The organism is Clostridium sp. (assembly GCF_034179595.1).
Classification (GTDB): Bacteria; Bacillota; Clostridia; order Clostridiales; family Clostridiaceae; genus Clostridium.
This window is the reverse complement of sequence record NZ_JAXFPT010000082.1, coordinates 34,939-48,825: the sequence shown is the minus strand read 5'-3', so window position 1 is coordinate 48,825 and position 13,887 is coordinate 34,939. Positions and strand designations below refer to the sequence as shown.

The 13,887-nt window shown below is 25.2% G+C and carries 13 protein-coding genes; 12 read left to right on the top strand and 1 reads right to left on the bottom strand.

Translation table 11 applies throughout. The features are described 5' to 3' along the window. The first annotated feature begins 127 nt into the window (after nt 1-127). The 11 genes from SPJ33_RS10065 to SPJ33_RS10015 all read left to right on the top strand — a co-directional run bounded on the left by SPJ33_RS10065 (nt 128) and on the right by SPJ33_RS10015 (nt 11,925). Entirely contained in the window at nt 128-1,924 is a 1,797-nt protein-coding gene (locus tag SPJ33_RS10065) for a LytS/YhcK type 5TM receptor domain-containing protein (protein WP_321117832.1), read from the top strand. 193 nt (nt 1,925-2,117) lie between these two features. Beyond that, entirely contained in the window at nt 2,118-3,350 is a 1,233-nt protein-coding gene (locus SPJ33_RS10060; protein ID WP_321117831.1) for an OFA family MFS transporter, read from the top strand. A 253-nt stretch (nt 3,351-3,603) separates the two neighbouring features. Further along, a complete protein-coding gene (locus SPJ33_RS10055; RefSeq protein WP_321117830.1) occupies nt 3,604-4,767 on the top strand; it encodes a galactokinase in 1,164 nt (387 codons plus the stop codon). A 9-nt stretch (nt 4,768-4,776) separates the two neighbouring features. Beyond that, a complete protein-coding gene (gene galT / locus SPJ33_RS10050; RefSeq protein WP_321117829.1) occupies nt 4,777-6,294 on the top strand; it encodes a UDP-glucose--hexose-1-phosphate uridylyltransferase in 1,518 nt (505 codons plus the stop codon). Nucleotides 6,295-6,393: 99 nt separating this feature from the next. After that, nucleotides 6,394-7,407, top strand: a complete 1,014-nt coding sequence (locus SPJ33_RS10045; RefSeq protein ID WP_321117828.1) for a LacI family DNA-binding transcriptional regulator — start codon at nt 6,394-6,396, stop codon at nt 7,405-7,407. Between the two features lie 207 nt (nt 7,408-7,614). Then, the gene (locus SPJ33_RS10040) at nt 7,615-8,190 is read left to right on the top strand and encodes a DUF5317 family protein (protein ID WP_321117827.1); all 576 of its coding nucleotides are present in this window, start codon (nt 7,615-7,617) and stop codon (nt 8,188-8,190) included. Further along, the gene (locus SPJ33_RS10035; protein ID WP_321117826.1) at nt 8,181-8,651 is read left to right on the top strand and encodes a hypothetical protein; all 471 of its coding nucleotides are present in this window, start codon (nt 8,181-8,183) and stop codon (nt 8,649-8,651) included. The genes SPJ33_RS10040 and SPJ33_RS10035 overlap by 10 nt, the downstream gene beginning before the upstream one ends. Continuing rightward, nucleotides 8,644-9,321 carry an accessory gene regulator B family protein gene (locus SPJ33_RS10030; protein WP_321117825.1) on the top strand — a complete coding sequence of 226 codons (678 nt, stop codon included), beginning with the start codon at nt 8,644-8,646 and terminating at the stop codon, nt 9,319-9,321. Before SPJ33_RS10035 ends, SPJ33_RS10030 begins: the two co-directional genes overlap by 8 nt. Next, on the top strand, nt 9,308-9,442 hold the full coding sequence (locus tag SPJ33_RS10025) for a cyclic lactone autoinducer peptide (RefSeq protein WP_321117824.1): 135 nt from the start codon (nt 9,308-9,310) through the stop codon (nt 9,440-9,442). Before SPJ33_RS10030 ends, SPJ33_RS10025 begins: the two co-directional genes overlap by 14 nt. A gap of 69 nt (nt 9,443-9,511) precedes the next feature. Beyond that, nucleotides 9,512-11,212, top strand: coding sequence for a diguanylate cyclase (locus SPJ33_RS10020; RefSeq protein ID WP_321117823.1), 1,701 nt, complete (start codon nt 9,512-9,514; stop codon nt 11,210-11,212). 110 nt (nt 11,213-11,322) lie between these two features. Next, on the top strand, nt 11,323-11,925 hold the full coding sequence (locus SPJ33_RS10015; RefSeq protein WP_321117822.1) for a DUF445 domain-containing protein: 603 nt from the start codon (nt 11,323-11,325) through the stop codon (nt 11,923-11,925). A 61-nt stretch (nt 11,926-11,986) separates the two neighbouring features. Here the strand turns inward: SPJ33_RS10015 and SPJ33_RS10010 are convergent, their stop codons facing one another. After that, on the bottom strand, nt 11,987-12,655 hold the full coding sequence (locus tag SPJ33_RS10010) for a YczE/YyaS/YitT family protein (RefSeq protein WP_321117821.1): 669 nt from the start codon (nt 12,653-12,655) through the stop codon (nt 11,987-11,989). A 554-nt stretch (nt 12,656-13,209) separates the two neighbouring features. On the opposite strand from SPJ33_RS10010, the gene SPJ33_RS10005 reads away from it, so the two are divergent. Next, nucleotides 13,210-13,860, top strand: a complete 651-nt coding sequence (locus SPJ33_RS10005) for a TIGR01906 family membrane protein (RefSeq protein WP_321117820.1) — start codon at nt 13,210-13,212, stop codon at nt 13,858-13,860. The last annotated feature ends 27 nt before the right edge of the window (nt 13,861-13,887 follow it).

Below are 13,887 nucleotides of genomic sequence, written 5' to 3'. Positions count from 1 at the left end.
CAAAATAATAAATAATATTTTAAAAAAAGATGCAAATTTTATTTGCATCTTTTTTAAGTTTTATAAAAATCTTTTTAATAGTATAATTTACTTTGTTAGAAAAAATTATAAAGGAGGATTTTAAAATATGGATACATTTTTTGATATATCATCTCAAATAATAGTAAGAGTATCTTGGCTTTTGATGTGTCTTTTTTTTATGACACGGATAAAGGGCGTTAAAAATGTGCTTCAAAAAGAAAATTACGATAAACTAGATTATGTAATAGTTGCAATAATATTCTCATTTTTTGCTATATTTGAAACACTTACAGGGATAACTATTGATGGATCTATTGTAAATATTAGAATAATAACAATAACTGCAGCTGGTATACTTTTTGGACCTTTTGTTGGAATAACTACTGGTTTGATTTCAGGGTTACATAGATTTCTTATAGATGTTAATGGGGTAACATCTATACCATGTTTGATTTCTAGTATAATTGCTGGATTTGTATCAGGAATAATAAATAGAAAAGTCAAAAAGAGATATATGTGGTTTATTGGAATAATATGTGGTGTTATTTGTGAATCATTGACAATGATATTGATACTTGTACTTACAAATCCAAGGAGTGTTGGAATAAATATTGTATCTAAAATTGCACTTCCTATGTTATTAGGACAAGTAAGTATAGGATTTATAGTAATATTAATTCAAAGTATAGAAAGTGAAAGGGAAGAAATTGCAGCAAAACAAGCAAAACTTGCTTTAGATATAGCAAATAAGGCACTTCCGTATTTTAGAAATATAAATAGAGATTCATTAACACAAATATGTAAAATTATAAAAGAAGAACTAAAAGCAGATGCTGTTTCAATTATAGATAAAAAATATATACTAGCATATGTTGGAGTTGGATCTGAGAATCATAATATAGGAAGCGAATTTTTAACAGAAGAAACTAAGCAAGCTATAAGAACTGGTAAAATAGTTATAAAAAATTATGGTATGAGTGATAAAAAGAATAAATTAAAATCTGCAATAATAATTCCTTTCTTAGAAAATAAGGAGGTTATAGGGGCATTAAAAATATATTATATAAACAAAAATAAGATAAGTCATTCAATTGAAACTTTAGGAATTGGATTATCTAAAATAATATCAACGCTTATGGAACTTTCTAAGTACGAACAGATGAAAGAAATGGCAACAAAAGCAGAACTTAAAGCACTTCAAAGTCAAATAAATCCTCATTTTTTATTTAATTCTTTAAATTCAATAATTTCATTTATAAGAATTGATCCAAATAAAGCAAGAGAACTTATAATAAATTTATCAAGCTATCTAAGATATAATATTGAACTTAGTGATGAATTTATTGATATAAAGGAAGAATTAAAGCAGGTAGAGCATTATATTCAAATTGAAAAAGCAAGGTTTGGAGATAGACTTAATATTTTATATGATATTGATGATATAAATGTAAAAATACCAAGTCTTAGTATTCAACCTTTAGTAGAAAATGCAATAGTTCATGGAATATTAAAAAAAGCAGGAAAAGGAACTGTTAAAATAGTAGTAAAAGACCTTAAAGAAAAAGTTATGATTTCAATAGAAGATGATGGTGTTGGAATAGGGCAAGATATAATTGATGATATATACAATGGCAATGACACTAAAAATAAAATTGGACTTAAAAATGTTTATTCAAGAATTAAACTTATATATAGAGAAAATCTTATATCGGAATTTTATGAAACTTTACCTAGAGACATATTCTTTAAAACACATAGATCATACATAGTAAATTTAACTAAAGTAAAAGAAATAATTCCTTGGTTTAATAATACATATAATTTAAAACTTAAAGATATTGAAGATAATATTCCAGTTAGTAGAAGCCATATAAAAGATTTTAGAAGCTTAATGAATATATAGATATATTTTAAAAATATATCTATATGTATTTCATGTAAAAAATAATGTATTTGATGTATAAATGAATGCAACTAATTTACAATTTAAACCGTTTAAATCTAAAAGATATATAATTAAATCAACGAGTTGCTAATTTAATTTTTAAAACAACTAAAAAATATTATAGATTTATAATGGAAGGAGAGAAAAGCATATGGGAAAAGCAAAAGAAAATAGAGGCCTTATATTATTAGGTACAGTAATAGCTCAATTAGGGCTTGGTACAATATATTCTTGGAGTTTATTTAATCAGCCTTTAGTAAATAAATTTGGATGGAACTTAAATAGAGTAGCACTTACATTCTCAATTGCAAGTTTAGCATTATCAATTTCAACTTTATTTACAGGAAAGCTTCAAGAAAAGTTTGGAATTAAAAAAGTAGTTTGTTTTTGCGGAATTTTATTTGGAGTAGGACTTATATTAACATCATTTGCAAATAAACTTGCTCTATTATACATTTTTGCTGGAATTATGGTTGGAATAGCAGATGGTATAGCATATATGATGACATTATCAAACTGTATTAAGTGGTTCCCAGAAAAGAAAGGACTTATATCAGGTATATCAGTTGGAGCATACGGAGTAGGTAGTCTTTTATTTAAGTATATAGATCAAGCTTTCTTAAAAGCATTTGGAGTAAGTGGAGCCTTTGAATATTGGGGAATAATAGGAATGGTTCTTATATTTATCGGAGGATTATTATTAAAACAAGCTCCTTTAAACCCTGTGGCTGAACAAGCTAAAACAAATGGTCAAAAGGTAGAAGATAATAACTTCACTGTAAAAGAAATGCTTAAAACTAAAGAAGCATACCTTTTATTTATAGTTTTCTTTTCAGCTTGTATGAGTGGTCTTTACTTAATCGGAATAGTAAAAGATATTGGTGTTAGTCTAGCACACTTAGATGTACAAGTTGCAGCAAATGCAGTTGCAATGGTAGCAATTTTTAATACAGTTGGAAGAATAATTTTAGGTGGATTATCAGATAAAGTAGGAAACTTAAAAGTATTAGCATTTGACTTTATAGTAACAGCTGTTGCAGTATTTGTTTTATTATTTGTTAACTTAAACTTTGGAATATTCTTTGCTTGTGTTGCAGCAATAGCATTCTGTTTTGGAGGAAATATAACTATATTCCCAAGTTTAGTAGGAGATTTCTTTGGACTTAAAAACCATAATAAAAATTATGGAGTTATATATCAAGGATTTGGTCTTGGAGCATTCTCAGGTTCTATAATTGCAAATATAGTTGGAGGATTTAAACCAACATTTATGGTCATTGGAGTACTTTGTATAATATCACTTATAATAGTATTAACAGTAAAAGCTCCACATCATAAAGGAGATACTAAGAATATAAAAGGAAAAGTAGCTTTAAATATGTAGTAAGCTTAATATATTATATGTTTAAAATAATGGTTAGAAAGTTTTATAATTTAACTTTCTAACCATTATTTTTTATGTATTTTATTTTTTCCTCTATTTAATAAATATGAAATTAAAATTTGTTACAAAAAATTCAGTAAAAAAGAGTAAAAATTTTAGTAAAAAGCAAGTAAAAATTATTGAAAATGTTTTCTAAAGGTGATATTATATAAACATAAAGAACAAGAAATTTTTTATGAGGGTAGGTATTTTTATGAAGCAACAAATTTTAAATACATTTTATGAAGTTTTTGGAGATAGAGAAGGCGTAAGAACATTCTTCTCACCAGGAAGAGTTAATTTAATTGGAGAACATACAGATTATAATGGCGGAAATGTATTTCCATGTGCATTAAGTTTTGGTACTTATGGAGCTATATCATTAAGAGATGATAAAAAAGTAAGAATGTTCTCAAATAATTTTAAAGATTTAGGAATCATAGAATTTGATTTAGACGATATAAAATATGAAAAAGAACATGATTGGGCTAATTATGCAAAAGGTGTTATAGATGTTTTAATGAAAAAAGGACATAAGATAGATAAAGGATTTAATATTGCAATAGATGGAAATATTCCAAATGGTGCAGGATTATCATCATCAGCATCTTTAGAACTTCTTATAGCAGTTATGATGGACAGCCTTTTTGAATTAAATGTAGATAGAGTAGATTTAGTTAAGTATTCACAAGAAGCAGAAAATAAATTCATTGGTGTTAACTGCGGAATTATGGACCAATTTGCTATAGGAATGGGAAAAGATAATAGTGCTATATTACTTGATTGTAATACATTAGAATATAGCTATTCAAACATTGATTTAAAAGATAATGTATTAATAATAGCAAACACAAATAAGAGAAGAGGTCTTGCAGATTCAAAGTACAATGAAAGAAGAAGTGAATGTGAAACTGCATTAGAAGAACTTAAAACTAAATTAGATATAAATGCATTAGGTGAACTTAGTATAGAAGAATTTGAAGAAAATAAAGAATTAATAAAAGATGAAACAAGAAGAAAAAGAGCAAAACATGCTGTTTATGAAAATATAAGAACACTTAAAGCAAAAGAAGCATTAGAAAATGATGATTTAGAAACATTCGGAAAGCTTATGAATGCATCACACGCTTCTTTAAGAGATGATTATGAAGTTACTGGAATAGAATTAGATACACTAGTTGATTTTGCATCTAAACAAAAAGGAACTCTTGGAGCAAGAATGACAGGAGCAGGATTTGGTGGATGTACAGTATCTTTAGTTAAGAGAGATTGTGCTAAAGAATTTATAGAAAATGTAAGCGAAGGATATAAAGAAAAAATAGGCTATGATGCTGATTTTTATATTGCTAACATAGGTAGTGGTACTAGAGAAATTTAGGAGGATATTATGAGTATTTACAGAGATATTGAAAGATTAATTCAATATGGAATTAAGAAGAACTTAATAGAAGATGAAGATAAAATATTTATAAGAAATTCACTTTTAAGTTTATTTAACTTAGATGAATTTGAAGAAGTTACAATAGAAGATGAAAATTTAGATACTCCTACTCCTATTTTAAATAATTTATTAGATTATGCTTATAAAAATGGGATATTAGAATCAAATACTCCAATATATAGAGATTTATTTGATACAAAAATAATGGGTATATTAATGCCAAGACCATCAGATGTAACTAAAGAATTTAAAATAAGATATAATGAAAATCCAAAGCTTGCTACAGAATATTTTCATAATATAAGCAAAGCTTGTGATTATATAAGAACTGATAGAATAGCTCAAAATATAGTTTGGAAATCAAATACAAACTATGGAGATTTAGATATAACAATCAACCTTTCAAAACCTGAAAAGGATCCAAAGGCAATAGCGGCAGCAAAAAATCTACCATCATCAAATTATCCAAAATGCCTGCTTTGCAAGGAGAATGTAGGGTATAGAGGAAGAGTTAATCATCCAGCAAGACAAAATCTTAGAGTTATTCCAATGAAGCTTTCTTCAGAGGATTGGTATATGCAATATTCACCTTATGCATACTACAATGAACATTGTATTGTTTTTGCAGGAAAACATGTACCAATGTCTATTAGCAAGAATACTTTTGATAGAATATTGGAATTTGTAGAAAAGTTCCCACATTATTTTATTGGATCAAATGCAGATTTACCTATAGTTGGTGGATCAATACTTACTCATGATCATTATCAAGGTGGAAATTATACTTTTGCTATGAATAAAGCAGAAGATGTATATAAATTCAATATACCTTCATATGAAAATATAGATCTATCAATAGTTAAATGGCCTTTAACAGTAGTAAGATTAAAAGGTGATGATAGAAATGATTTAAGTATTCTTGCTGATAAGATATTGAAACATTGGAGAAATTATAGTGATGAAAGTGTTGATGTTTTAGCTTATACTGATGAAACTCCACATAATACAATTACTCCAATTGCAAGAATTGAAGATGGAAAATATATTCTGGATCTTGTTTTAAGAAACAATAGAACTTCTGAAAAATATCCAGATGGTATATTCCATCCTCATGAAGAACTTCATCATATAAAGAAAGAAAATATAGGACTTATAGAAGTGCTTGGACTTGCAGTTTTACCAGCAAGATTAAAAGATGAATTAGAAGTAATTAAGAAAAATCTTTTAAGAAATGATGGAATCATAGAAAATGAAGAAATGATGAAAAGTCACTTAGATTGGTTCTATGAAATAAGAGAAAAGCATCCTTCAATAAATGAAGAAAATGTAGACCAAATAATAAATGATGAGGTATCTCAAGTATTTACTAAGGTTTTAGAACATTGTGGAGTCTTTAAATGGGATGAAAATGGAAGACAAGCAATGGAAAGATATATAGATAAATTAAAAGTAGATATAAAATAAATTGTAAAATAGGGTAATATTTAATAAATATTACCCTATTTATTTTGATAGTAATAAGGATTTATTATATAATATTTATTTAGGAAAGAGGTGAAAAACTTGGCAACAATTAAAGATATATCAAAAGAAGCAGGGGTATCTATTTCAACGATATCTAGAATATTAAATTTAGATAAAACATTAAATGTATCTGAAGAAACTAGAAAAAAGGTTCTTAAGATTGCTGAAGAAATGAATTATGTTACTATAAGGCAGAGAAAAAATAAAGAAAAGTCATATAAAATAGGGATTATAACAAGTTTTGTAGAACTTAAAGAATTAAATGATCCATATTTTTTATCTATAAGAATGGCAATAGAGAAAAAATGTAGTGAAGAAAATATAGATTTTAAATCACTTTATATAAATAAAATTTTAGATAATAGTGTCAATGAAAAGTTAGATGGAATAATAGCTATTGGGATATTTAAAGAAGATGAAATAAACGTATTAAAAACTATAACAAAAAATATAGTGTTTGTTGATTCATCACCAAATGTATGGGAATTTGACTCAGTAGTAGTTGACTTTACTTATGGAGTTAATACTGCAATGTCATATTTATATGAATTAGGACATAGAAATATTGGTTATATAGGTGCAAAAGTAGTTCCTCATAATGATCTTAATGGTATAGAACTTGTAAATTATAGAGAAGAGACTTATAAAACTTTCATGCAAAGTATAGGAAATTATAGAGATGAATGGGTATATAAAGGTAATTTTACTTTAGAAGATGGATATGATCTAATGAAGAAAATGCTAGCTAATAAAAAGATACCTACAGCAGTTTTCATTGCTAGTGATCCTATGGCTATAGGTGCATATAAAGCAATAGTAGAAGAAGGATATAGCATACCAGAAGATATAAGTATTATTGGCTTTGATGATATTATTACAGCAAAATTTTTAACTCCTGCACTTACTACAGTTAAGGTTTATACAGATTTTATGGGAGAAAGCGCTGTAGATATATTGCTTGAAAGAATAAAGAAGAATATAAAAATAAGTAGAAAAATAGTTTTACCAGTAAAACTTATAGAAAGAGAAAGTTGCAAAAAAATAGCTGATTAAAAATATCTGATTTTTAATCAGCTATTTTTATAAAGTTAAAATACGAATAAAAAATAAATTTAATAATAGATAATCTGTTAATATTGTTAATATATTATAAAATTGTTAAATTAATATGTCAAAAAATAAAAAAGTATGAAAAATTATAGTATAATAAAGATAATTAAATATACGAATTATAAAGTATACAGAAATGAGGATTTTTAAATGTTAGAGACTATATTGATTGCTTTAATAATTTGTAAATTAAAAGGGTATAAGATAATGCCATTATTCAAAAATTGGACAATATATCCTGTTATATTTTTAGAAATTTTAAATGTAATCATGTGTATAACTTTATTTAATGGAAATTATAAATTTCTAAAATATACAAAGATAATGGAGGTATTATATATTTTCTCATATTTACCTATTATTTTTAAGTACAATCAATATAAAAATGCTATTATAGGATCTTTAAGCATGGTAATAGGCGGTTTTTTAAATGATTTGGCTATAAAAGCAAATGGAGGTATGATGCCAGCATTTCCTAGATTATCATATATTACAGGATATGTAAAGTCAGATTCATTTATTAAAGCAAATGATGTTCATGTACTTGGTGGTATAAATACTAATTTAAAATTTTTAACTGATATATTTGATTTAGGATATGCTATTTTAAGTATTGGAGACATATTTATAAGATTTTATGTTTTTGTAATAATATTTGGAGTTATAAAAAGCATAAATAAATCTTTAGTTTGTAAAGCAGCTTTGGAGGGAATACGATGGAGTTAAAACTATCTTGTTTTGAATTTTTATTTAGAACTATTCCGGAAGGATTATTATTTATTTTAGCTATATATATTTTTTCTGGTGTTAAGTTTGAGGTAAAAAGATTTTTAGTATCAGGCTTTGTTCTAGCAATTGTTACATTTTTAGTAAGAATGCTACCTATTAGCTATGGAATACATACTATGCTTAATATAATTATATTTTTTAGTATTCAAAATTTATTAATCAAGATAGATGTTAATAAGTCTATAAAATACTCAATACTTACAACAATTTTGATGTTTGTTTGTGAAGGACTTAACGTTATATTTCTTCAATTATTCCATGCAAATAAAATGGAAGAAATATTTAATAACCCTATATTAAAGACTTTATATGGATTACCTTCTTTAGTTATATTCCTTATTACATTATTAATATATAGATTAATAAAATCTAATAAAAAAGAGATTGAGTATGTTTAATGTAGGAAATCTATCAGATAAATTGGCTGAAAAAATAGCAAAAGAAATCGATTGTGATAATGAAAAAAGAGATGTAATTGCATATGGTATATTTGGAATGTTGCAAATCTTTATATCAATACTTTTAGTAATAATTTTTGGAGCATTATTTAATGTTATGATTGAAGCACTAATAATTTCTTTGTCTATAGGAATTTTAAGAAAGTATTCAGGAGGCATACATGCTAGCACGCCTAATTCATGTATGGTTATAGGTACTGCAATATGTATTATAGGAGCTTTGGTCGTATCAAGAGTACAGATTACATTTGATTTGACATTAATATTTGGAATTGTAATTTTTATTATTTCATATTATCTAATACATAAATTAGCGCCAGTAGATAGCGTTAATAAGCCTATAAAGAATATAAAAAGAAGAAAAGAATTAAAAAGAAAATCTATAATAATCTTAACTGTATATCTATTTATAGTTATATTTTTATTATTTACATATGTAAATTTAAAATTAAAAAAAGAACTTGTATATTGTATGTGTATTTACCTAGGGGTAGTATGGCAAGTATTTTCTTTAACTAGGATAGGTCATATAGTATTAGGATATTTAGACTTTATCTTTAATAGAAAAAATATGTATATGTTGGAGATGAATAATTATGAGAAAAATTAATGGTAAATTAGTGATGGGAATTGCAACAATTGCAACTATGTTTGCTGGAGCAATAGCTACATCGGCTTGCTTATGGAGTTTTTATCAACCTAAAGAACCTAAAAGTTTAAGGGAAGAATAAAAAAGATTGGAATTTCCGATCTTTTTATCCGAATTTTTTAATAACTGAGTATGAAAATTGAGGATTAAAATGAAAGAGATAGAAAGTGATAAATACAAAAAAATAGATGATATAGTGCAAATAGTTAAATTAGTATCAGTAGTATTTACTGGAATGGTTTTAATACAATGCTTTTTTGATAAAAGTAATATTTACATAGAAAAAGATAGGGTATGCCATTTTTATAAACATATTCAATATAGTATAGTTGGAATAAGTTTTTTAATAGTAATATTATTGCTTATATTTGTGATTTGCTCATTTGCTACATCAAATAATATATATACTAAAAAGCCTACTGTTATGAGGAGAATAGAAACTTTAGTATTTGTTACAATGTTTACTTTAGTTATATTAGCATCTGGGGGCTATGGTAGTGAGTATAAGATTTTATTTTTATTTATAATAACAACAACTACAATTCAATCAGGAATGAAATATGGGATTGTAGTTTCGATAATTTCATCAATTATTATTTTATCTATGGATTTATTATGTGCTCCTAAAGGAATTATGAATATATACTTTGAAAAAGACATAGTATTATCATCTATATTTATATTAACATCATGGCCACTTGGATTTTATGTAAAAATAGAAACGAATCATATTAGTGACTTAAAAATTTTAGCAAATAAAGATGGTCTTACTGGAATATACAATCATAGATATTTTCATAATGTATTAAATATGGAGATAGATAAAGCTATACAACAAAAAACTAAGGTTTCTATGATATTTATTGATATAGATTATTTTAAGCAATATAATGATTTGCATGGTCATCAAAAAGGTGATGATGCACTTAAAAAAGTTGGAGATATATTAAAAGAAACAATTAGAGATGATGATATTGTTGCTAGGTATGGAGGTGAAGAATTTGCCATTATTTTACCTAATACTTGTGAAGATGAGGCTGTAGTTATAGCAGAAAATATACGTAAAAATATAGAAAATGAATATTTTTATGGACAAGAAAGTCAACCAAATAGAAATTTAACAGTATCAATAGGGGTATCAGTTTTCCCAGATAAATCAGCAGATGATGTTGAACTAATAAAAAGTGCAGATGATGCCTTATATAGGGCTAAACTTTTTAAAAATAGAGTTGAAAGATATTCTAGTGTATTAGAAGAATTAAAAAATGATATGGATAAAGAAGAAGAAAAAGCACTTGCATCAGCAAAGAAACTGATAAGTTTAATAAATGCTAAGGATAGATACACTTATGGCCATTCTGAAAGAGTTGTATTTTATAGTAGAATTTTAGCAGAGAGGCTTAAGCTTAGTAAAAAAGAAAAAATGATATTGATTTATTCTGCATATATTCATGATATAGGTAAAATTAATGTTGAAAAAGATATATTAATGAAAGCAACACCTCTTACTAATGAGGAATGGGAGATATTAAAGAATCATCCTAAAGGTGGTGTTGATATAATAAAACCTATTAAAGAATTGAAAGATATTGAACCTATAATATTGCATCATCATGAAAGGTATGATGGAACAGGATATCCAGATGGACTAAAAGGGCAAGAAATACCATATATAGCTAGAATACTAACTATAGTAGACTCTTTTGATGCAATGACTTCTGATAGACCTTATAAAAAGAAAAGAACATATTTGCAGGCAACAAGAGAAATAGAAAGATGCAGTGGAACGCAATTTGATCCGTACATAGCAAAGGTATTTATTAGGATAATAAAAGAAAATATAGATTTATAAATGTATGATTATTGGTAGACTAATTAAGAAAAATATTGTAATCTATATAAAGTAAAAAATATGACTATGTGTCACATTTTTTAATATTGAATATATGGAGGAAAATATATATGAATATTGTGCTAACAATAGTTATAATGGCCTTAATTGGTGGGGTTATAGGATGGATAACAAATGTTTTAGCTATAAAATTAATGTTTAGGCCAATAAACCCAATTAAAATACCAATATTAAATTTAGAAATAATAGGGCTTGTACCAAAAAGAAAAAAAGAAATAGCAAAAAATATTGGTGAAGTTATTTCAAAAGAATTATTATCAGTAGATGATTTAATTAATTCATCTATAAAAGAAAATGATAAAGAAGATTTAAATAACTATATAAAGGATAAAATAAAAGCCTTAGTAGATGAAAAGATGAATTTTATACCTGCACCATTTAAAATGATGGTACAAGGTCCTTTAGATAATATTATAAACGAAGAAGTAGATGGAGCTTTAGAAGATGTTCAAGAAAAAGCCCTTAATAAGATAAAAGAAAGAATAGACATACAAAAAATAGTAGAAGAAAAAATAAATGAATTAGACCTTCTAGAATTAGAAAAAATAATAATAAATGTTGCAAAAAAAGAATTAAAACATATAGAAGTATTAGGATTTTTCTTAGGTGGTTTTATAGGTTTAATTCAAGGGATTATAGCAAGTATAATATAAAAAAATATTTTAAAGTAATAAAAAAGGGTGCTTTAGCACCCTTTAAGCTTGTCTAAATTTATTAATTAGCTGTATTATTCATAGCTTCTAATTCTTCATCAGTATAGATAACTCTATGAACAAACTTTTCTAATTTAGGCATAAAGAATTGAATTGTAGGACCTTGAAGTAATGCAGCGATTATAGTACCTACACCAATTACACCACCTAGTAACCATCCAACAACAAAGAAAGTTACATCCATGCATATACGAATTACACGATATTGACCTTTTGTTTTGTCTGATATTAAAAACGGTATTACATCATTTGGAGAAACACCAAGTTCTGTAGCTTTAAGTAATGAAAAACCTATTGCAATTATTACACAGCTAAGAACTAATAAAAGCATTTTAACTATAATATTAAAGTTTTCAAAATGGATACCTGCAAAGCAGTTAGTCATTAAATCTATAAACACACCAGCAGATAACATTGAAAGAACTGTACCTATATTTATATAACGTCTTTCAATAAGTAATATTATAACTAAAAATATAAAAGTGATAACCATATTTGCTCTACCAGGAGTTATATTTAAAACATTGGCAATCCCTTGAGTAAATACTGTGAAAGGATCAGATCCTATTTTAGTTCCTATAAATATTGCAACACCTGTTTGAATGATCCATAGACCAAGAAAGAAGAATATTAATTTCTTAGTTAATTGTTTACAATTAAGCTTTTTCATTACTTAACCTCCGTATTAAAAAAATATAATGCTTTAAAAGTAACCAAGCACTGAATAAAGAATATCATAAAAAATTAAATAAATGAAATTAATAAAATTTCAAATGTTCATGTTTACATATACAATTTACATAAAATATTTTAAAAAAATGAACTATTATATAAGTTTTTATCAAAAAAATAATCAATTTATTAAAATAATCATAAAAAATATTTTTGATATTTTGTGTCATAAAACAATCAAAAGTGCTCAAATTTTGTCATTAATTTTTATGACACAAAATAAAAGTGTAATAAATTTACGTATTTAACCGAATATAATAATATAAGGATAATCAATATATGACTATATATCTTTAATATTAAATGTAAATTATGTAAAAAAGTAAGATAAATTAATTATATTATTTATTATCTTAATTTTTATGGAATATTATTTGGTGTAATGTGGAAATAATTATGATATAAGTTAAAAAAAGAAATGGAAAAATTACGACATATATTATGTAAAAAAGATAGTTACATTTATTATAAAAAATAATGATTGAGGTATTTATGAAGGAAAAACTAAAAGAAATTATATTTTCTACATATATATTAATATTTATATCTTTAATAAGTATATTGATTGTATTAAATTCAACATTTATATATAGAATATTTATATCACTTTTTAATTTAGAAAAATATACAGGCATATCACCAGATAATTTGATGATAGATTATAAACGCATAATAAATTACTTAAATAATCCTCTTAATAATAATCTTGAATTTGAAAATTTCTCTATGAGTTATAATGGAGCATATCATTTTTTAGAAGTTAAAAATATAATTTTTAAAATACAGATTTTATTTATTGCGTTTTGTATTATAGCTTTAGTGCTTTATAAAATGAAAAAAAGAAATGCCATAACTTTTTCAATGGAAGGCTTTGAATATTTATTTAATATTACAAGTATAATTTTTATATTATTATTAGTAGGGTTTTGTTTTGACTTTAGTTATATATTTGAAAAGTTTCATAAAATATTATTCAACAATGATTACTGGATATTTGATAAAAGAGTTGACCCTATTATAACTGCATTGCCAGAAGAATACTTTTTAGTTTGTGGAGTGATATGTATTTTATTTATCTTAGGAACTTCGTTAATTTTAAGATTAACATACATAAGGTATAAAAGGAAAAACTTAAACTTATAATTTCAAGATTTTTAATTAGAAATAAAT